The organism is Jidongwangia harbinensis, assembly GCF_020216025.1.
GTDB lineage: Bacteria > Actinomycetota > Actinomycetes > Mycobacteriales > Micromonosporaceae > Actinoplanes > Actinoplanes harbinensis.
This window is the reverse complement of the sequence record NZ_JAIWNC010000021.1, coordinates 76,445-94,490: the sequence shown is the minus strand read 5'-3', so window position 1 is coordinate 94,490 and position 18,046 is coordinate 76,445. Positions and strand designations below refer to the sequence as shown.

At 72.5% G+C, this 18,046-nt stretch carries 15 protein-coding genes; 5 read left to right on the top strand and 10 right to left on the bottom strand.

The window, feature by feature from the left end; genetic code table 11:
- Positions 1-942, bottom strand: a complete 942-nt coding sequence (locus LDL48_RS24595; protein ID WP_225257579.1) for an epimerase — start codon at positions 940-942, stop codon at positions 1-3.
- Positions 939-1,106, bottom strand: a complete 168-nt coding sequence (locus tag LDL48_RS24590) for a hypothetical protein (protein ID WP_225257578.1) — start codon at positions 1,104-1,106, stop codon at positions 939-941. The genes LDL48_RS24595 and LDL48_RS24590 overlap by 4 nt, the downstream gene beginning before the upstream one ends.
- A 2-nt stretch (positions 1,107-1,108) precedes the next feature.
- Between LDL48_RS24590 and LDL48_RS24585 the strand changes: the two genes are divergently transcribed.
- From LDL48_RS24585 to LDL48_RS24575, 3 genes are all read left to right on the top strand, one after another.
- Positions 1,109-1,870, top strand: a complete 762-nt coding sequence (locus tag LDL48_RS24585) for a hypothetical protein (RefSeq protein ID WP_225257577.1) — start codon at positions 1,109-1,111, stop codon at positions 1,868-1,870.
- A 114-nt stretch (positions 1,871-1,984) separates the two neighbouring features.
- Positions 1,985-3,025 (top strand): DUF3237 domain-containing protein, encoded by a 1,041-nt coding sequence (locus LDL48_RS24580; RefSeq protein WP_225257576.1) that lies wholly within the window; start codon positions 1,985-1,987, stop codon positions 3,023-3,025.
- 98 nt (positions 3,026-3,123) lie between these two features.
- Positions 3,124-3,960 (top strand): SGNH/GDSL hydrolase family protein, encoded by an 837-nt coding sequence (locus LDL48_RS24575; RefSeq protein WP_225257575.1) that lies wholly within the window; start codon positions 3,124-3,126, stop codon positions 3,958-3,960.
- A gap of 21 nt (positions 3,961-3,981) precedes the next feature.
- Here the strand turns inward: LDL48_RS24575 and LDL48_RS24570 are convergent, their stop codons facing one another.
- From LDL48_RS24570 to pdhA, 3 genes are read right to left on the bottom strand one after another with little or no spacing between them, the layout of a single operon-like run.
- Complete coding sequence (locus LDL48_RS24570; protein WP_225257574.1) at positions 3,982-5,208, bottom strand: dihydrolipoamide acetyltransferase family protein; 1,227 nt, start codon at positions 5,206-5,208, stop codon at positions 3,982-3,984.
- Positions 5,205-6,236, bottom strand: a complete 1,032-nt coding sequence (locus tag LDL48_RS24565; protein WP_225257573.1) for an alpha-ketoacid dehydrogenase subunit beta — start codon at positions 6,234-6,236, stop codon at positions 5,205-5,207. Before LDL48_RS24565 ends, LDL48_RS24570 begins: the two co-directional genes overlap by 4 nt.
- A 1-nt stretch (position 6,237) precedes the next feature.
- Complete coding sequence (pdhA, locus tag LDL48_RS24560) at positions 6,238-7,323, bottom strand: pyruvate dehydrogenase (acetyl-transferring) E1 component subunit alpha (protein WP_308016488.1); 1,086 nt, start codon at positions 7,321-7,323, stop codon at positions 6,238-6,240.
- 74 nt (positions 7,324-7,397) lie between these two features.
- Here pdhA and LDL48_RS24555 point away from each other — a divergent pair, with 74 nt between their 5' ends.
- Positions 7,398-7,952: an Lrp/AsnC family transcriptional regulator gene (locus tag LDL48_RS24555; RefSeq protein ID WP_372472192.1), complete on the top strand. Its 555-nt coding sequence runs from the start codon at positions 7,398-7,400 to the stop codon at positions 7,950-7,952.
- Between the two features lie 19 nt (positions 7,953-7,971).
- On the opposite strand, the gene LDL48_RS24550 is transcribed toward LDL48_RS24555, so the two are convergent.
- Together LDL48_RS24550 and LDL48_RS24545 are read right to left on the bottom strand one after the other, a co-directional pair.
- Entirely contained in the window at positions 7,972-11,478 is a 3,507-nt protein-coding gene (locus tag LDL48_RS24550; protein WP_225257571.1) for an EAL domain-containing protein, read from the bottom strand.
- Positions 11,479-11,757: 279 nt separating this feature from the next.
- Positions 11,758-13,656 carry a trypsin-like serine protease gene (locus tag LDL48_RS24545; protein ID WP_225257570.1) on the bottom strand — a complete coding sequence of 633 codons (1,899 nt, stop codon included), beginning with the start codon at positions 13,654-13,656 and terminating at the stop codon, positions 11,758-11,760.
- A 181-nt stretch (positions 13,657-13,837) separates the two neighbouring features.
- On the opposite strand from LDL48_RS24545, the gene LDL48_RS24540 reads away from it, so the two are divergent.
- Positions 13,838-15,844: a diguanylate cyclase domain-containing protein gene (locus LDL48_RS24540; RefSeq protein WP_225257569.1), complete on the top strand. Its 2,007-nt coding sequence runs from the start codon at positions 13,838-13,840 to the stop codon at positions 15,842-15,844.
- A gap of 19 nt (positions 15,845-15,863) precedes the next feature.
- On the opposite strand, the gene LDL48_RS24535 is transcribed toward LDL48_RS24540, so the two are convergent.
- The 3 genes from LDL48_RS24535 to LDL48_RS24525 form a co-directional block, all read right to left on the bottom strand.
- A complete protein-coding gene (locus tag LDL48_RS24535; protein WP_225257568.1) occupies positions 15,864-16,235 on the bottom strand; it encodes a hypothetical protein in 372 nt (123 codons plus the stop codon).
- A 350-nt stretch (positions 16,236-16,585) separates the two neighbouring features.
- Positions 16,586-17,026 (bottom strand): hypothetical protein, encoded by a 441-nt coding sequence (locus LDL48_RS24530; protein ID WP_225257567.1) that lies wholly within the window; start codon positions 17,024-17,026, stop codon positions 16,586-16,588.
- A gap of 106 nt (positions 17,027-17,132) precedes the next feature.
- On the bottom strand, positions 17,133-18,032 hold the full coding sequence (locus LDL48_RS24525; RefSeq protein ID WP_225257566.1) for an alpha/beta fold hydrolase: 900 nt from the start codon (positions 18,030-18,032) through the stop codon (positions 17,133-17,135).
- Between the last annotated feature and the right edge of the window lie 14 nt (positions 18,033-18,046).

Below are 18,046 nucleotides of genomic sequence, written 5' to 3'. Positions count from 1 at the left end.
TCAGGCCCGGCGCCGCCGGGCCGCCAGGTCCGCGGCCGCGCTCGGCCACTGCGGGAAGTCGAAGGCGAAGCCGGCGTCCAGCAGCCGGCCCGGGGTGACCCGCCGGCTCTTCAGCAGCAGTTCGGTGTCCGACCGGATCGCGTACGCACCGATCTCGGCCATCCACCGGGTGGCCGGCAGGCCGACCGGCACGCGCCAGGCCGAACGCAGCTCGCGCATGAACCGCCGCTGCGGCAACGGGCCGGGTGCGGCCAGGTTGACCGGGCCGGCGAGGTGGTCGTGTTCGATCAGGAACCGGATGGCGCGGACGAAGTCCCGGTCGTGAATCCACGAGACGTACTGCGCGCCGCCCGCGACCGGTCCGCCGAGGCCGAGCCGCGCCAGCCGGCTCAGCACGTCGAACACGCCGCTGCGATCGGGGCTCATCACCATGGCGGACCGCAGGGCGATCTTGCGGGTGCCCGGGGTCGGCGCCTTCTCCTGCGCCTCCTCCCAGTTGCGGGCGATGTCGACGCTGTAGTCCCAGTATCGCGGCACCTCGCGCTCGCCGCCGCCGATCAGGCCGCCGTACTCGTCGTTGGCCGCGTCGAAGCGGTGCGCGTAGATCGTCGCGGTGCTCATCTGCAGCCACAACCGGGGTGGGCGGGCCGCCGCGGCGATGGCCTCGCCGACCACCCGCGCGGAGTCCACCCGGGAACTCATCATGGCTTCGAGGTTGGCCGCGGTGTACCGGCAGCTCACACTGCGCCCCGCCAGGTTGACCACCACGTCGCTGCCGTCGATCTGCGCCGCCCAGTCGCCCAGCGTGCGCCCGTCCCAGCGGACCTGACGCGCACCTTCGGGGGAGCGGGTCAACAGCACAACCTCATGACCGTACGCCGTCAGCGCCCGATCCAGGATCGTCCCGACCTGCCCGGTCCCGCCGGGAATGACGATCTTCACGATCCCCCCAGCCGACTTTTGAACGTGTTCAACATTACCCGATGGTAGGGCCGGACCGGCCGGAAAATCAAGATCGCGGTCACCTCGCCGGCCTGCACTTCGCGCTGGCCCTGAGGCGGCCCGGCCGGGTGCGTGACCATTTCGCCGGCGGCCGGGTTGATCATCGGTGAGCGATCTGCGGACAGACGGGACCACGGCGGCCGTGATGCCGGCGCGGCGGCCGGTGACGGCGGTGGTGGGTGGGGTGTTCGTCGTGGGCTGTGCGGTGGCCGCCGTGGTGTCGGTGCTGGCGCCGGAACGGGTGGTCGAGACGTACGCCCCGCGACCGGACGGCCACTACTCGCCGGTGCTGTTGCCGTTGGCGTTCGCGCTGGCGGCGGCCGGGACGGTGATGGCCACGCGGCACCGGTGGTTCCGCCCGGCGGCCGTGGTGGCCGCGATCCTGGCGGCCCAGGTCGCCGGCAACGGGATACGGGCCATCCACAACTGGTTCACCTTCAACGGCCTGGGCGGACTGGACGGGCAGCGGTACCACCTGGTGGAGCTGCACGCGTACGCCGGAACCGTGGTGCTCGCCGGAACCGCCGCGGCCGTGGCGGCCGTCGCCCTGGCGTGGCGCGAACCGGCCGGCGGCTGGCGCGGTCTGGGCCCGCCCCGCCCCGGGTACGTCGTCGCCGGAGTCGCTCTGGCGGTGCTGATGCCGGTGGCGTGGGACCCTTCCGGGTACCCGGACAGCACCGGCTTCGCGCACATCTTCACCCTGACGTACGCCCTGCCGTGGGGAGCCGGTCTCGCCGCGGCCGGGTGGTTGCGCGGTCGCGCCGCGGTCGCCGCCGGCGTGGCGGTCGGGGTGTGCGCCGTGGCCTGCACCGCGATCGCCGTGGGCGACTACCTGCACATGATCTATTCGACGCCCCCGGGTGACTGACCGCGCACCGGTTCCGTCGTCCGCTCGCGAAGCACCCTTCCGGTATCGCGAACGCCCACCACCCATCGATGTACATCAATTGACAGTGCTTCGCCGCCTTTCCAGACTGGGGGGATGACGAAGTCGCGGCACCCGCTGACAATGGTCCTCATCGCCGGCCTGACCGGCGTCCTCGCGGCCGTGTCCGGCGCTCCGGTGCCCGGCCGCGCCGCGGCGGCGAGTGGGGAGACGACAGTGCCGGACGCGTCGTGGAGCTGCGGAATGCCGGCCGGCATCCCGTGGCCGGAGCGGGGCACCCCGGTCCTCACCGCCACGCTGCGGCTCGGCGCCGTGCACGATGTCGGTGTGACGCCGTCGGGTTACCGACGGGTGCTCGACGTCAGCGGGGGCACGCTCGCCGGTGACCGGGTCACGGGCACGGTCCTCTCCGGCGGACTGGAGTACGAGCTGACGCTGGCCACCGGCACCACCGAGATCGAGCAGTTGCACATGGTCCGTTTCGCCGACAACTCGATCGGCTATCTGCGGACGTGCGGGGTGACCGCCGGCGACGTGACGGTGGTGGTGCCGGACTTCGAGGTGGCCAACTCCAGCGCCAACGCCTGGCTCAACACGGGCCGGTTCGCCGGTGTCCGGACGGTCGACGCGGCGAGCGGCACCGTGCGGCTCGCGGTCTACGACATCTCCGGTGTCCCGGCCGACGGGCCGACCGTGACCGTCACGGATCCGGCCGGCGTGCCGCACCAGAGCTGGGACTGTGTGACCGGAACCGGCGCACGGGGTGCGACCGTGTTCAGCGAGGCGGTCACGCTGGGTGGATCGTTGTCGGTGGGTGCGAGCAAGCGGGGTACGCGGAACGTCATCCCGATCACCGGCGGCACGGTGAGCGGGCGGGTCGCGGGGACCATCGTGCCCGGTGGCGCGGACTACCAGCTGATCGGCTCGACCGCGCGGCTGGACGCCCGCTACCTGCTGCGCACAAACGACGGCGAGTACATCGTGGTGCGGAACTGCGGCGCGTTCGGGCAGCTCATCCCGGTGTTCGAGGCGCGGGCGGCGGGTCCGTACCACTTCCTGAACACCGGCCGGTTCCTGAGCAGCGATCCGCAGCTGCAAGGGGGCGGCGTCCTGATCGTGTTCTACGAGCGCCGCTAGGCGGGGTCCAGAGAGGACAGTCCGAGGGGTCAGCGCGAGACGCAGGCAATGGCTTACAGTGGTTCCGTCGTTGCCCTTTGTGTTCGTGAAGGATTCGTATGCGTCGCTGGCACCTGGTCTGCTTCGCCCTGCTCGCGGCGCTGGCGCTGGCCTGCGAGGGCAGTGGCGCCGCCACGCCGGACCGGACCAGCCGTCCCAAGCCGGGCTATCCGGCGTCGATGGCCGCACTCGGTGACTCGATCACGGCCGGCATCGGCAGTTGCCTGACCCTGGTCGCGTGCAGCCGCAACTCCTGGTCCACCGGCTCGTCGGTGGACAGCCACTACCGCCGGATCCGGGCGGCCAACAACAGCATCAAGGGCAACAACGACAACTACGCGGTGCCCGGCGCCCGCGCCGAGTCCCTGGCCGGGCAGGCCGACCGCGCGGTCCGAGCCAAGGCCAAGTACGTGACCGTCATGATCGGGGTCAACGACGCCTGCACCGACCGGGTCGACGACATGACCTCGGTGCGCGCGTTCCGTGGCGACATCGACGCCGGCCTGGCCCGGCTCAAGAAGCGCCTGCCCAAGTCGCGGATCCTGGTGGTCAGCGTCCCGGACGTCTACCGGCTGTGGGAGCTGGGCAAGGAGAACGAGCGCGCGGTCCGGGTCTGGCGCCGCGGGGTGTGCCAGTCGCTGCTGGCCAACCCCACCTCGACCGCGGACGCCGACGACGAGCGCCGCAAGCGGGTCCGCGACCGGCTGGACGCCTACAACAAGCAGCTGCAGCAGGCCTGCAAGAGTTACGGCCGACGGTGCCGCTGGGACGGCGGCGCGGTCCACTCGGTGCGGTTCAAGCTGGATCTGGTCAGCAAGCTCGACTACTTCCACCCGAACGCGGAAGGCCAGAAGCGCATCGCCGACGTCACGTACCCGGGCCGTTTCACCTGGTGACACTCGGGCGGCCGGCCGCGTTCAGAGGTCGGCGAGCAGGGTCGTGGGCCGTTCCACGCAGTCCGCGACGTAGCGCAGGAAGCCGCCCGCCGCGCCGCCGTCGCACACCCGGTGGTCGAACGTGAGGGACAGCTGAGTGACCTTGCGGACCGCGAGCTGTCCGTCGACGACCCACGGTTTGTCGACGATCCGGCCGATGCCGAGAATCCCGGCCTCCGGATGGTTGATGATCGCGTTCGAGCCGTCCACGCCGAACACGCCGTAGTTGTTGAGGGTGAACGTGCCGCCGGTCAGCGCGCCGGGCGGCAGGGTTCCGGCGCGGGCCAGCCCGGCGAGCCGGCTCAGCTCGGCGCCGAGTTCGGCCGCGCTCATCCGGTGGGCACCCCGGACCACCGGCACCACCAGGCCCCGGTCGGTCTGCGCGGCGAAGCCGAGATTCACGTACCCGAGCCGGCGGATCTCACCCGCCGCCACATCCACGGTCGAGTTCAGCTCCGGAAAGCGCCGCAGGCCGGCGACGCAGATCCGGGCGAGCAGCGCCAGCAGGCCGACGCCGCGGTCGGCGAGCGCGTCCTTCGCCTCGACCAGGCCGGTCGCGTCGGCGTCCACCCAGGTGGTCGCGTCCGGGATCTCGGTGCGGCTGCGGGTCAGCTTGTCGGCGATCGCCCGCCGCACGCCCCGCAACGGCACGACGTCGACGTCGGCGTCGGTGTCGGTGTCGGCCACGGGTGCGGGCGCGCCGATCGCCCGTTCCACGTCGCTGCGCCGAATGACCCCGTCCCGCGCGCCGGGTACGACCGTGGCCAGGTCCAGTCCGTGCCGGCGGGCCAGCTTGCGTACCAGCGGCGAGATGACCCGGGGCGCGACCGGACCGGCCGCCGCCTCCGGAGTCCGGCTCCGGCGGGCCCGGCGGCGGGCGGCCGGTGGACGGCCGGTGCCGTACCCGATCAGGACGTTTCCCGATCCGGCCCGCTCCTCGGTCCGGTGCTGCTCGGTGCGGCCGGGAACCGCGGCGACCGAGATCAGCGGCGCACCCACGGCGACCACCGCGCCGGCCTCGGCGTGCAGGACCGCGACGGTGCCCTCGTACGGGACGGGCACCTCGACCACCGCCTTGGCGGTCTCCACCTCCGCGACCACCTGGTCGACGGCGACCGGGTCACCGACCGCGACCCGCCACCCGACGACCTCCGCCTCGGTGAGGCCCTCGCCCAGATCGGGCAGCCGGAAGACGAACTCCTCGTTCATGCCGCCATCCCGGTGTGCCGCAGGTCCGGCTCGTCGTCGAACTGCAGACGGTCCACGGCGTCGAGGATCCGATCCACGGTGGGCAGGTGGGCGTGCTCCAGTTTCGGCGGCGGGTACGGGATGTCGAACCCGGTCACCCGCAACACCGGTGCGGCCAGCGAGTGGAAACACCGTTCCTGCACCCGGGCGGCGATCTCCGCGGCGACGCCGGCGAAACCCTGCGCCTCCTGGACGACCACGCAGCGGCCGGTGCGGCGTACCGATCGCATCAGGGTCTCGTCGTCGAACGGCACGATCGTGCGCAGGTCGACCACCTCCAGGCTGATCCCGTCCGCCGCGGCGGCCTCCGCCGCCTGCAGGGCGAGCGGCACGGTCGGGCCGTAGGCGGCCAGCGTCGCGTCCGTGCCGGCCCGGCGGACGGCGGCCCGTCCCATCGGACCGGCCGACCGGGTGGTGAGATCGACCCGCTCCCTGCTCCAGTACAGGCGCTTGGGTTCCAGGAACACCACCGGGTCCGGGTCGGCGATCGCATCGCGCAGCAGCCAGTAGGCGTCCTCCACGGTGGCCGGCGTGACGACCTTCAGGCCGGGGGTGTGCGCGTAGTACGCCTCGCTGGAGTCGCAGTGGTGCTCCACGCCGCCGATCCCGCCGGCGAACGGCACCCGGATCACCATCGGCATCGGCAGAGCGCCGCGGGTCCGGTTGCGCAGCTTCGCCACGTGCGAGGCGATCTGCTCGAACGCCGGGTACGCGAACGCGTCGAACTGCATCTCGACCACCGGCCGCAGGCCGCCCATGGCCAGCCCCACCGCCAGCCCGACGATGCCGGCCTCGGCCAGTGGCGTGTCGAAGCACCGCTCCTCCCCGAACTTGGCGGTGAGGCCGTCGGTGATCCGGAAGACGCCGCCGAGCGCACCGACGTCCTCGCCGAAGACCAGCACCCGGTCGTCGTCACCCATCGCGTCGCGCAGTGCGGCGTTCAACGCCTGTGCCAGGCTCAGCTCGCCCGGTCCGGTCGCCGTGCTCATCTCAGGCCTCCCGGGCGTCGAGTTCGGCGACCAGCTGGGCGCGCTGCTCCTCGAGCTGCGCGGTCGGCTCGGCGTAGACGTGGTCGAACAGGGTGCGCGGGTCGGCCGGCACGTCCGCGTTCAGCGCCGTGCGGACCCGCGCGGCGAACGCCTCGGCGCCGGCCTCGGCGGTCCGCACGGCCTCGTCGTCGATCAGGCCCCGATCGCTCAGGTACGTCCGCAGCCGGGCGAGCGGATCCGCGGCGGCCCACCGGGTCACCTCGTCGTCGTCCCGGTACCGGGTGGCGTCGTCCGCGTTGGTGTGCGCCTCCATCCGGTAGGTGTGCGCCTCCACCAGGTAGGGGCCGTGACCCGACCGGGCGTGCGCCACGGCCGCGTCCAGGACGGCGAGTACCGCGACCAGGTCGTTGCCGTCGACCTGCTCCGAGCCGATGCCGTACCCGATGCCCTTGTAGGCGAGCGCGGGCGCCGCACTCTGCCGGGCCAGCGGTACCGAGATCGCGTACCCGTTGTTCTGGATCAGGAAGACGACCGGCGCGCGCCGTACGGCGGCGAAGTTGAGCGCCTCGTGGAAGTCGCCCTCGCTGGTGCCGCCGTCGCCGATCAGGGCCAGCACCACGCCGTCGGTGCCGTTGCGGCGCAACGCCTCGGCCAGCCCGACCGCGTGGATGGTCTGGGTGGCCAGCGGCGTGCACTGGGGTGCGACCCGGGTGGCCACCGGGTCGTAGCCGCAGTGCCAGTCGCCGCGCAGCAGGGTCAGCACCTCGGCCGGGTCGAGACCGCGGGCGACCAGGGCGACACTGTCCCGGTACGTGGGGAACAGCCAGTCGTCGTCGCGCAGCGCCAGAACCGCGCCGATCTGGCACGCCTCCTGCCCGCGGCTGGACGGGTACACCGCGAGGCGGCCCTGCCGGGTGAGCGCGGTGGCCTGGGTGTCGAAGCGCCGGCCGAGCACCATCCGCCGGTAGCCCTCGACGAGCCGGTCGTCCGCCGGCCGCGGACAGGCGCCGTGCGATGCCGTTCCGGTGCCGTCCGCCGCGACGAACCGCACCGGTTCGGGAGACGGCAGCAGATCCTCAAGCCGCATGGCGACACTCGCTTTCTGGAGACGCCCGTCCCATCAGCGTTCGTTTCGGCGGCAGGTACGGTCAAGAGTGCCGGATGATCGCGGACGGATGGCTGAAACCGGCGGGCGGGAGAACGCGGGTGTCCTCGGATACGACTTCCGGAGCCGGTCCGGCTGGACGTTCGGCCGGGCCGCTGGACCCGACCGACGCCGCGCTGCTCGCCGAGTTGCGGCGGGACGGGCGTCTCTCCGTCCGGGCCCTGGCCGAGCGCACCCACATCTCCCGGTCGAACGCGTACACGCGGGTCGCCCGGATGGTGGCGGACGGCACGATCCGCGGTTTCACCGCCCAGCTGAACCCGCAGCGCGTCGGCCTCGGCACCACCGCCTACGTCGCCATCACCATCGAGCAGACCGCCTGGCGCCTGGTCGCCGCCGGGATCAGCGAGATCCCGTACGTGGAGCACTTCGCGCTGATCGGCGGCGACCACGACGTGCTGGCCCTGGTCCGGGCGCCGGACAACACCGCGTTGCGGGACGTGGTGCTGAACCGCATCCAGGACATCCCCGGGGTACGCGCCACCCGCACCTGGCTGGTGTTCGAGGAACAGGCCGGCCGGGGCGTGCCGTACGGCGAGCCGGAGGGGTGACCGGGCGGATGCCGGGCGGTCAGGCGGATACCTCGTGGTCGATCGGCAGGAACAGGCTTGCCTGGCCGGCCGGCAACGGGCGGGCGAACAGGTAACCCTGCACCAGTTCGCAGCCGAGGTCGCTCAGCACCGCCGCCTCGTCCTCGGTTTCGATGCCTTCGGCGATCACCGCGATGCCGAGATTCGCGCCTATCGTGATCATCATGCGGACCAGTTCGCGGCGGTGGGCGTCGGTCATCATGCCCACCACGAACGAGCGGTCGATCTTCAGGGCGTGGATCGGGAACGTGTGCAACGCCGACAGCGACGAGTATCCGGTGCCGAAGTCGTCCAGGTACAGCTTCACGCCGAGCTGGCCGAGTTGGTGCATGACGCCGTTCGCGGCGGACTGGTTGTCCATGATGATGAGCTCGGTGACCTCGATGATCAGCATCGAGGCGGGCACCCGGTAGTCGGCCAGGGCCGACCGGACGGTGGCGAGCAGGTCCGGATCCCAGAACTGGCGGTTGGACAGGTTCACGCTGACGGTGAAGGCCAGGCAGTCGGCGTTCTCGTCCAGCCACGTACGGATCTGCCGGCACGCCTCGCGGATCGTCCAGCGCCCGATCGGCCGAGTGTGCCCGGTCGTCTCCGCGATCGGCAGGAAATCGTTCGGCGCGACGGTGCCGCGTTCCGGGTGACGCCAGCGGATCAGCGCCTCGAAGCCGACCGGCTGCCGGCCGGCCAGGCGCAGGATCGGCTGGTAGAACAGCTCGAACTCGTGGTCGGCGACGGCCCGGTCGAGGTCTGACTCCAGCCTGAGGCGGGCCATGGCGTCCGCGTGCATCGACTCGTCGAACAGCACCGCCGCGCCGCGTCCCAGCCCCTTGGCCTGGTACATGGCGGTGTCGGCGTCGCGGAGATAGTCGTCGGCGGAACGGATGCCGGTCTCGCCGGCGGGATCGCTCGCGGCGATGCCCGCCGCCACGCTCACCGAGCGCGTCTGGTCGCCGAGCACGAGCGGCTCGGCCACCTCGGCGAGGATCCGGTGCACCACTCCGAGCAGGTCGCGTACCTCGCCGAAATCCTCGATGAGCAGGACGAACTCGTCACCGCCGAACCGCGCGACCGTGTCCTCGGCGCGGATGTGGCGGGTGAGGCGCTCGGCCACCTGGACCAGCACGTCGTCGCCGATCTGGTGACCGAGGCTGTCGTTGATGGTCTTGAAGTCGTTGAGGTCGAGGAAGACGACCGCGAACGACGCCTCCGCGCTCCGCTGGGCGCGGGTGACCGCCCGGGTGAGCCGTTCCAGGTAGAGGGACCGGTTCGGCAATCCGGTCAGGGCGTCGAAGTGGGCGTCGTGCCGGAGCTGCTCCTCGAGGCGCTGACGTTCGGTGATGTCGGTCATCGACCCCACCAGCCGGGCCACCCGCCCGTTCTCGTCCAGCACGGACCGGCCCTGCGAGACCATCCACCGGTACGTGCCGTCGGCGGCCTGGATCCGGTACTCGAAGTCCATCGTCGAGGACCGGCTCGCCAGGTGCGCGGCGATCAGCCGGTCGACCTCCGCGCGGTCGTCCGGGTGGATGCGGCCGAACCATTCGGAGGGCGAATCGCCGATGGTCTCGTCGGTGTGCCCGAGCAGCACCTTCCAGCGGGGCGAGTAGTAGATGGTGCCCGCGTCGAGGTTCCAGTCCCACAGTCCGTCGTTGGCCGCTTCGGCCGCGATCGCGTACCGCTCCTCGCTGACCCGGATCTCCTCCAGCAGCGCGTGCTCGGCCCGCAGCGCGAGCCTCTGGTCCAACGCGACGGTCAGCAGCACCGCCCAGTGGTTGAACCGCTCGAACGGCTCCTCCTCCAGCTCGTCGAACGACCCGTTCAGCGCCAGGAACCCCCAGGCGCTGCCGTTGAACCGGACCGGCAGCAGGAAGGTCAGGTCACCCCGATGCCGGTCGACCTCGTCGAGGAACGCGCGTGGCGGAAACGACCGCAGCGGGCACACCGCACCGCTCGACGACGGGTCCCGGTCCGTCTCCGGGCCCGCGCCGGTGTCCTGGTAGGGGAACGACCCGACGATGCGGAGCGTCGGATCGTCGGTCATCTGACGACCGGACCGCCACAACCCGAGCGTGCCGGAGCGTACCTCGGTGTCCGCGAGCCAGGACAACGATGCGGGGTCCAGGTCCTGACGGACCACTTCGGCGCTGATCGTGTGGTAGTGGCGGGTCTGTTCGACGTTGACGACGGCCTTGCCGCTCACGCACCGGTGGTGCTCGAACAGCCGGACGGCCAGGTCGAACACGGCCCGCTCGGCCCGCGCCGCGACCAGCGGATCGCCGGGGCGCAACCGCTCGACCACGTCCCGGGCCAGCGCCCGTACCGGGGCGACCGCCGACAACACGTTCGGCGCGCTGCTGGTGATCCGGCGCAGTACGGAGAAGCTCCGGTCCAGCGTGGCGCCGAGGTCGGCCCCGGGGGTGAGCACGGCGGCTCCGAACAGGTTGGCGAGCTGCCGTCCGACGGCGGCCAGTTCCCGTTCGCGAGCCGGCAGCAGCTCGCCGGACGGGGACGGGAGAAGGGCGTCCAGGTCCGCGGCGAACCGTGCCCGGGCCGCGTCGGTGCCCGCCGGCACCGAGATCTCGTCGTCGGCCACCTCCTGGCAGCCGCACGATTGACGCACCACCAGCGTCACCGGCGTGAAGTACAGACCCGGCGCCACGGTGGCGCCGTCAAGGGCGTCGAAGACCAGACCGGCCGCCCGCGCGCCGGCCAGGCTGAAGCTCTGCGCCACCGTGGTCAGCGGCGGATGGAAGACGGCCGCCTCGGTGAGGTCGTCGAACCCGATGACCGCGACGTCGTCCGGCACCCGGATGCCGGCCCCGCTGAGCGCGTTGATCAGCGCCATCGCGGTCGCGTCGGTGCACGCCACCATCGCCGTCGGCATCGCACCGTCCGCGCGAAGCGACTCGATGACCGCCGCGCCGAGGTAGAACTCGTTCAGCAGGCACGGTACGAGGACGGCCTCCCACGGTTCGAGGCCGTGCGCGATCAGGGCGTCCCGGTACGCCCCGTACCGCAGCCAGTCGTCGGCGTTGGCCGGGTCCCGCCCGACGAACGCGATCCGGGAGTGGCCGTGCTCGACGAAGTGCGCGACGGCCGCCTCGATCGCCTGGCGGTTGTCCGGCACCACGGTCGGGCAGACGAAGTCCTCCGGCGTCTCGTACACGGTCACCACGGGCTTTCCGCTGGCGGCGAAGTCCCGCAGGTATGCGCCGTCCACGCCGGCCTGCCCCACGACGATGCCGTCGAGCTGGTCCCACGCGATCGCCGCGGTGAACCGCTCGTCCCGGAACGTGAGCATGCCGGCGTCGTGGGTCTGGAGCGCCACCACCCGGGCGTTGCGGGCCGCGGCGGCCTGCCGCACCCCGCTGAGGGTGCTGCCGAAGAAGTACCCGTGGACGTTCGGCGCGAAGTACCCGATGGTCCGGCGTTCCCCGGAGCCACCGGTGCGCTCGGCGCCGTCCGTTGCCTGATCGCCTAGCACCATATGAAGCTCATCCGCCGCAGCGCCCAAGCATGCCGCTCACCCTGGTCCGCACCCGCCATCGAGATAGAGGATCACCAATCCGCGAATTGCCACGTCCAGGCCATTCCGACAGGTATTCCAATCTGACATCTCGACCCGCCCCCCGTCCGGCCATCCCGAGATCTTCAGGGGGCGAAGCGGTCCCACTGGCGGACAAACCGCCCATTGCCGCCGATCATGGCCGTATCGGACGCGGGGATGCCGTTCCGTTCCGGAGCGCCGGAGCCGCGCGGCGCGGCGTCACCCCCCGGTGCCCACCGGGCTCGCCTGCCAGCCCTGCAGGTCGACCACGAGATGCGTGGCCCCGTCGCTGATGTTCCGGACGCGGATCTTGCCGCCGGCGCCCACCGGCACCATCGCCATCGCCGAGCGCGGGCCGGTACCCCGGGCCGGGAAGTTGGCCAGCGACGTCGTGGTCTCCGCGCCGCCCGCCGGCCAGGCGCGCAGGTAGCCGGAGGTGTCGTTGCCGACCACGATGAGGTTGACCGCGGCGACCGTCCCCGGCGGCAGGCCGACCGGGATGTCCAGGGTGTCGTTCGGCGTGATCGGCGTCCGGTTGCCGGCCGAGCGGGTGTCCATGACCCGCCGCGCGGACAGCGTCCGCTGCCCGCCGCCGGTGACCGCCGCGCTGTAGTAGCCGCTGGCCGTGAGCACCAGGTTGACCGGCTCGGTGCCGCCGTTGGTGAAGGTGGCGCGCCCGTCCGTGCCGAGCCGCGCGGTGATGCCGTGCGCCGTGTAGCCGGGCACGTAGTTCAGCACGCTGCGGGTGGTGCTGCCGGTGGCGCTCGTGCCGAGGTAGCCCCGGGCGGTGGCGCCGACCGCGATCAGGTTGAAGTACGCGGACGTGACACCGGCCGGGAGCACACCTCCGGTGAGGGTGAACGTCCGGCTCGCGCCGGCCGGTACGGGACCGGTGCTGCCGCCCAGGCCGGAGCGGGTGTCCACCAGCGCGGTGGGCGTCACCGGTACGTACCCGCCGCCGGTGTTCGCCGCCCGGGTGTAGTAGCCCTGCACGTCGACCGCGATGTTCGTGCTCTCCGCGGTCCACACCGACAGCTTGCCGCTCGCCGGGACGTTGACCAGCGCGCTGTTGGAGATGATCTGGTCGGCCTGGGCGTGGACCATGGTCAGCGGCGACGGCCGGGGAGTTCCGTCCGGGAACACGGTCAGGTGGGTGTCCGAGGTGTTGGTGATCGCGGTGACGTCGATCAGCACCGCGGTGACGTCCGTGGCCGGCACGCCGCCGACCCCGGCGACCGGGAACGTGGTGACGCTGCCGGCGGTGCGCACCCCGGCCTTCGTCCCGAGGCCACTGCGGGTGTCCAGGACCGCGGTGCTGGTCGGGAGGCGGACGAAGTATCCACCCCGGACGGTCCGGCCGATCCAGTCGGCGATGGTGTCGAGCCGGGTGTCGGTGGCCCGGGCGGGTGCGCCGGACTCCGGGACGCCGAGGCAGCCGGACTGGTTCGACGCCGCGTGCACGCCGACCAGGTCGATGCCGCCGTCCGCCCGAACCCGCCAGGTCGGGCCGCCCGCGTCGCCCTTGCAGACCGCGCCCGCGACGGGACCGGCCAGGTCGATCGTGGCGTCGGTGGTCGCCTGGACGTCCAGCGCCGCGGTGTGCAGACGGCCCGGTGTCCACTCGGTGGCGGTACGGCCGAAGCCGGCCACCCGCAGCGCCTCGCCGGTGGCCGGTGCCGTCGCGCCCACCGCGACCGGAACCACGTCGATGACCGGACTGTCCAGTTTCGCCAGCACCACGTCACGGGTGGCGTGCGGTACCAGCTCGGTGACCCTGCGTACCGCGCCGCCGGAGGCCGACGCGAGCTGCGCCCGGCCCACGGTCACCGTGGTCGCCGTCGGCGGGCGGCCGGCCGGCGCGGGCCGGCCGTTCTCGGCGAAGCAGCCGGCCGCCGTGACCACCCACTCCGGGTCGATCAGCGCACCGGTGCAGGCGCGCACGTGCTCGCCGATCGCGAGGTGGGCGACGAACCCGTACTGGCCGTCGGCGGCGGGTGTGCCACCGGCGACGCCGTACGCCGGATGGGCCCCGCCGAGTGCGGCCGAGGCGACCAGCGTGACCGTCAGCGCGGCCGCGATCCGAGCCCGTCGTGAGGTGTGGTGCCGACGACCGTCCACTGCAGCCCCCCGTGCTTGATGGAATCGGCGGGATCATACCGGCACGGATCTTCCGCTATGCGAGATCGATGGAGATCCTCGGGCTCGGGTCCGTCCGTTACGTGGGCCCATGACGGTATCGTCTCCTCCGCACGGGTGTCCGTGCGTCAGCGCGCCCGCCACGGCTCGCGAAGGGGGGACGATGGTCGACAGTGGAGGAAGCTCCCGTGGTGGGCTCGTCCTGGGTGCGCTGTCCCCCTTTCTCGGTGGGTGGTATTTCGGCGGTCTCCTCGAGGGGATCGCGCAGGTCGCGGCGGATGCCGGCGCGGCGATGGTGGCCGTGCAGACCCTGGACGCCGGCACCGACCAGCTGGAGCTGATCGACCCGCCGCACCCGCCGCATCCGCTGGCCTGGGAGCACGCCACCGGCTTCGTGGTGATCCTGAACGCGGCGAGCGCCAAGTACCTGCACGAGATCCAGGCCACCGGCCGGCCGGTCGTCGTGATCAGCCACGACTACCCCGAACTCGACTGCCCGACGGTCTTCCCGGACAACCGGGTCGGGACGCGGGCCGCGGTCGAGCACCTGATCCGGCACGGGCACCGGCGGATCGCGTTCGCCGGCTTCATGGGCGCGCTGGACCAGCGGGAACGCTACGAGACGTACCGTCAGTCACTGCTCGCGCACGGCATCGCGCCCGATCCGGACCTGCTCTTCGAGGCCGTCGACAACCAGGAAGCCGGCGGCGAGGGCGCGGCCCACGCGATGCTGACCGCGGGCATGCCGTCGACCGCGGTGCTGGCCGGTACCGACCTCAACGCGATCGGCATGATCCGGGTGCTGTCCGCCGCCGGCTGCCGGCTGCCGGAAGACCAGGCCATCGTCGGTTTCGACGACCTCTCCGACGCGTCGTTCTCCGAGCCGCGCCTGACCACCGTGCGGCAGTCGCTCTTCCAGGTCGGCTCCACCGCGGCCCAGGTGCTGCTGTCGGCGATCGACGGCACCGGCGCCGGGCCGGTCCGGCACCAGGTGGCGACGCACCTGGTGGTACGCGAGTCGTGCGGCTGCCCGGCGACCGAGTTCCCGGACAGCGAGGCCGACGCCGTGCGCTCGCCCGAGGCACTGCGCGCCGAGGGCCGCTCGCAGTACCGTGAGCGCACCCGGCTCCAGCGCGCGCTGAGCAACCAGTACGACATCAGCCTCGACCTTTTGCGCAGCCACGAGGAGGACCCCCGGCAGCTGGGCTGGCTGCGCCGTACCTCGGCGCGGGCCGGCTGCCTCGGGCTGTGGACCGAGACGCCCGGCTCCGGCGACCAGACCCTGGACGTGGTCGGCCACTTCCACCGGGCGCCGCACTCCCGGCCGGGTCTCGGCGCCACCACCCCGCTGCCCCCGGTGCGGGCCAGCGGGTTCCCGCCGGTGGAGATTCTCAACGCCGCCCGCGCCGCGCCCGGCCTGCTGACGTTCGTCGTACCGGTGCGGGTGCGCAACCGTGACTGGGGGCTGCTCGCCACGGTCGACCGGGTGGACCTGCAGGCGGCCACCGGACGCGAGCCGATCAATCAGTGGGCGGCGCTGCTCACCGTCGCGCTGGATTACCAGGCGGTGCTGCAGACCCTGCGCGAGCAGGAGGAGCAGTTACGCGAGAGCGCGCTCTACGACCATCTCACCGGGCTGCCGAACCGCGGGCACTTCCTGCAGTTGCTGGCCGCGGCGGTGACGCCCGGGCCGGACCGCCGGCCGGACGTGGCCGTGCTCTTCGTCGACCTGGACGGCTTCAAGCTGATCAACGACACGTTCGGGCACGCGGTCGGCGACCGGATCCTGGTGGAGGTCGCCGCGCGGCTGCGGTCGGCGCTCGGCGGCCACGGCACCGCCGGACGGTTCGGCGGAGACGAGTTCCTGGTGCTGCTGGACGCGCTCGACGACGGCCACACCCCGGTGTCGATGGCGCACCGGCTGCAGTCCGCGCTCAACCGCCCGCACCGGCTGGCCGGGCAGCAACTGGTGGTCACCGCCAGCATCGGTGTCGCGCTGGCCCACGAAACGCCGGCGGCGGACGCGGAGGCGCTGGTCCGGGACGCGGACACGGCCATGTACTGGGCCAAGTCGCGGCGTAGCGGAGGTCAGGCGGTGTTCGAGCCGAGCATGCACGACCGGGTCTGGACCCGGCTGCGCGCCGAGGTGGTGGCCGACGAGGACCGCTGATCGCCGGGGACCGGCGGGCTCAGCGGCCGGCCCGGCGCTCGAGGGCGGTGGCGACCGCGCCCGAGCCCGCGGCGGCGGCCGAGCCGCTCAGGTGCAGGACCGTGCCGACCACGCCGACGGCGCCCGCGGTGCCGGTCAGGTGCCCGGTCCCGGCGCCGTTGACCAGGCTGACCACGGCGAACGCGACCATGATCACCAGGCCCAGGAACGCGCCGACGCCGGGCGCCCAGCTCCGCCGCACCAGGCCGGCGAGTAGCGCGCCCACGGTGAGGATCACCAGGTTCGGCGGCGGATAGACCGGGAAGACCGCGCCGGCCGCCCACATGAGCGCATTGCCGAGCGCCCCGACGACGAGGCTGATCACGGTGAGACCACGTGGCGTCAGTGCCATGCCAGACCTCCGGTCCGCTTCGCCGGTATTCATGATGGTCAACCGACGCGACGGAGATCTTAGGCGGGTCGCGGAGTTCGGCCAAGTAGCACCGAACTCCGCGGCTCACTCGTGCGCCGCTCGGTCACCGGACCATGAACGACACGGCCTCGATCCGCTTGTTCTGTCCGGTGGCGCCCGCCGCGTTGCAGTCACCGTCGACACCGCAGTACCAGCCCTGCAGCCGACGTCCGGCACATAGGCGTTGCCGCAGATGGCGCCGGTCTGCACGCCGTACCTGACCGCCTCCAACCGCAGTCCTTGCCCGGGTGAGCCGACGGACACCGCCTCGTTGGCTCGGCGTTGCCGGATCAGCGGCGACCGGTGGTCAGGGCGACCAGGAACTGGCCACCGCCGGCGTCGACGCTCGCGGTCACCGGGAGTCCGGGCACCAGCCGGGAGAACCGGTCGACCAGCCAGTCCGCCGCCTCCTGCGCGTCCTTCCGGGTCGGGCAGCGGGCGACCAGTTCGCGGCCGCCCTTGCGTTCGAGGCGCTCGGCAACGGTGATCAGCGGCGCGGGCTCCACCACGTGCAGGCGGTCCGGCCAGGCGATCACCACCTTCACCGCGCCCTTTCGGGTGTTGCACGCACGGTGCGCCAGCCGCTCGGTGACCTTGGCTTTCCGGTCGGCGGTGCGGCTGTCGACGCTCGGGCCGCGGGGATCGTTCACCGACATGTCGGCGTCGACCGGCTCGTCGCACACCCAGCAGCGCCAGCCGTCACGCTTCGCCACGTCATCGAGAAGACTCATCCCAGCAAACTAGCCCCGGCCCGGCTGAGGGCGGGCATCGGGCATCGGCGGCCTGCCGGACGTCCGGTGCGGCGGCGATCCGCTGCGCGAGGGCCGGCACGGGGAGTTACGGCCGACGCTGTCCCGCTTCGACCACCGCCGGGCCGCCGGCCCGGGACACGAAGTCGTCGACCAGCCGGCCGAGTTCGGCGGGCCGGGACAGGGGCATCAGGTGGTCGCCGCCGGGCACGGTGGCCACGGTGGCGTGCGGGAGAAGGCCGGCGAGGTGGGTGACCAGCCGGTGCACCAGGGGCGGGCTGGCACTGCCCTGGACCAGCAGGACCGGTTGGGGCAGGCGGGCCAGGACCGCCGGGTCCACGGTCCAGGCGCGGACCGCGGGTGTCTCGTCGGTGAAGAAGTACCGGCAGCGGTGCACCGCCTCCTCGACCGCGTCGGCCCCGAGAGCGTCGGTGATGACGCGGCGATAGCCGGCTCCGCACACCAGCGTCATGAACGTGTCGAACGCGGCGGGCAGGTCGCCGCGGACGGTGGCCGCCAGCACCGTGCCGACGGCCGGGGCGAACAGCGCGCGCAGCAGTTCACGGTCGTCCGGGGCGGCGAGCGTGTCCACCAGCGGTGGTTCGCAGAGGCTGAGCGTACGGACCAGGGCGGGGTGGTCGATGGTGAGCTGGAGCCCGACGGTGCTGCCGGCCGAGTGCGCGACCACGTGGGCGGGCGTGGCGCCGAGGTGCCGGAGCAGCGCGGCGGCGTGCTCGCTGTGGTCGGCGACGGTCAGCCCGCCCGGCGTCTGCGCACCGGTGTAGCCGGCGCGCACCATGCGGATCACCCGGTGGCGCCGCAGCGCCGGGTCGGCCGCCAGCGGCGTGCACCAGTCGGCGAGTCCGCCGCCGTGCATCAGCAACAGGGCCTCCCCGTCACCGCCGGTGTCGGTGTAGGCGACTTCAACGCCGCCGGTCTGCCACCGGGTCGGTTCCGGGCGGGACGGGGCAGAGGTCGGTTCGGTCATGTGATGCCTCCTCG

Bases quoted from the DNA above. Each gene is read 5' to 3' on its own strand.
- LDL48_RS24590 (WP_225257578.1), bottom strand. From the start codon at position 1,106: ATGATCAACCCGGCCGCCGGCGAAATGGTCACGCACCCGGCCGGGCCG.
- LDL48_RS24580 (WP_225257576.1), top strand. From the start codon at position 1,985: ATGACGAAGTCGCGGCACCCGCTGACAATGGTCCTCATCGCCGGCCTG.
- LDL48_RS24575 (WP_225257575.1), top strand. From the start codon at position 3,124: ATGCGTCGCTGGCACCTGGTCTGCTTCGCCCTGCTCGCGGCGCTGGCG.
- LDL48_RS24570 (WP_225257574.1), bottom strand. From the start codon at position 5,208: ATGAACGAGGAGTTCGTCTTCCGGCTGCCCGATCTGGGCGAGGGCCTC.
- LDL48_RS24565 (WP_225257573.1), bottom strand. From the start codon at position 6,236: ATGAGCACGGCGACCGGACCGGGCGAGCTGAGCCTGGCACAGGCGTTG.
- pdhA (WP_308016488.1), bottom strand. From the start codon at position 7,323: ATGCGGCTTGAGGATCTGCTGCCGTCTCCCGAACCGGTGCGGTTCGTC.
- LDL48_RS24555 (WP_372472192.1), top strand. From the start codon at position 7,398: ATGATCGCGGACGGATGGCTGAAACCGGCGGGCGGGAGAACGCGGGTG.
- LDL48_RS24550 (WP_225257571.1), bottom strand. From the start codon at position 11,478: ATGGTGCTAGGCGATCAGGCAACGGACGGCGCCGAGCGCACCGGTGGC.
- LDL48_RS24540 (WP_225257569.1), top strand. From the start codon at position 13,838: ATGGTCGACAGTGGAGGAAGCTCCCGTGGTGGGCTCGTCCTGGGTGCG.
- LDL48_RS24535 (WP_225257568.1), bottom strand. From the start codon at position 16,235: ATGGCACTGACGCCACGTGGTCTCACCGTGATCAGCCTCGTCGTCGGG.
- LDL48_RS24530 (WP_225257567.1), bottom strand. From the start codon at position 17,026: ATGAGTCTTCTCGATGACGTGGCGAAGCGTGACGGCTGGCGCTGCTGG.
- LDL48_RS24525 (WP_225257566.1), bottom strand. From the start codon at position 18,032: ATGACCGAACCGACCTCTGCCCCGTCCCGCCCGGAACCGACCCGGTGG.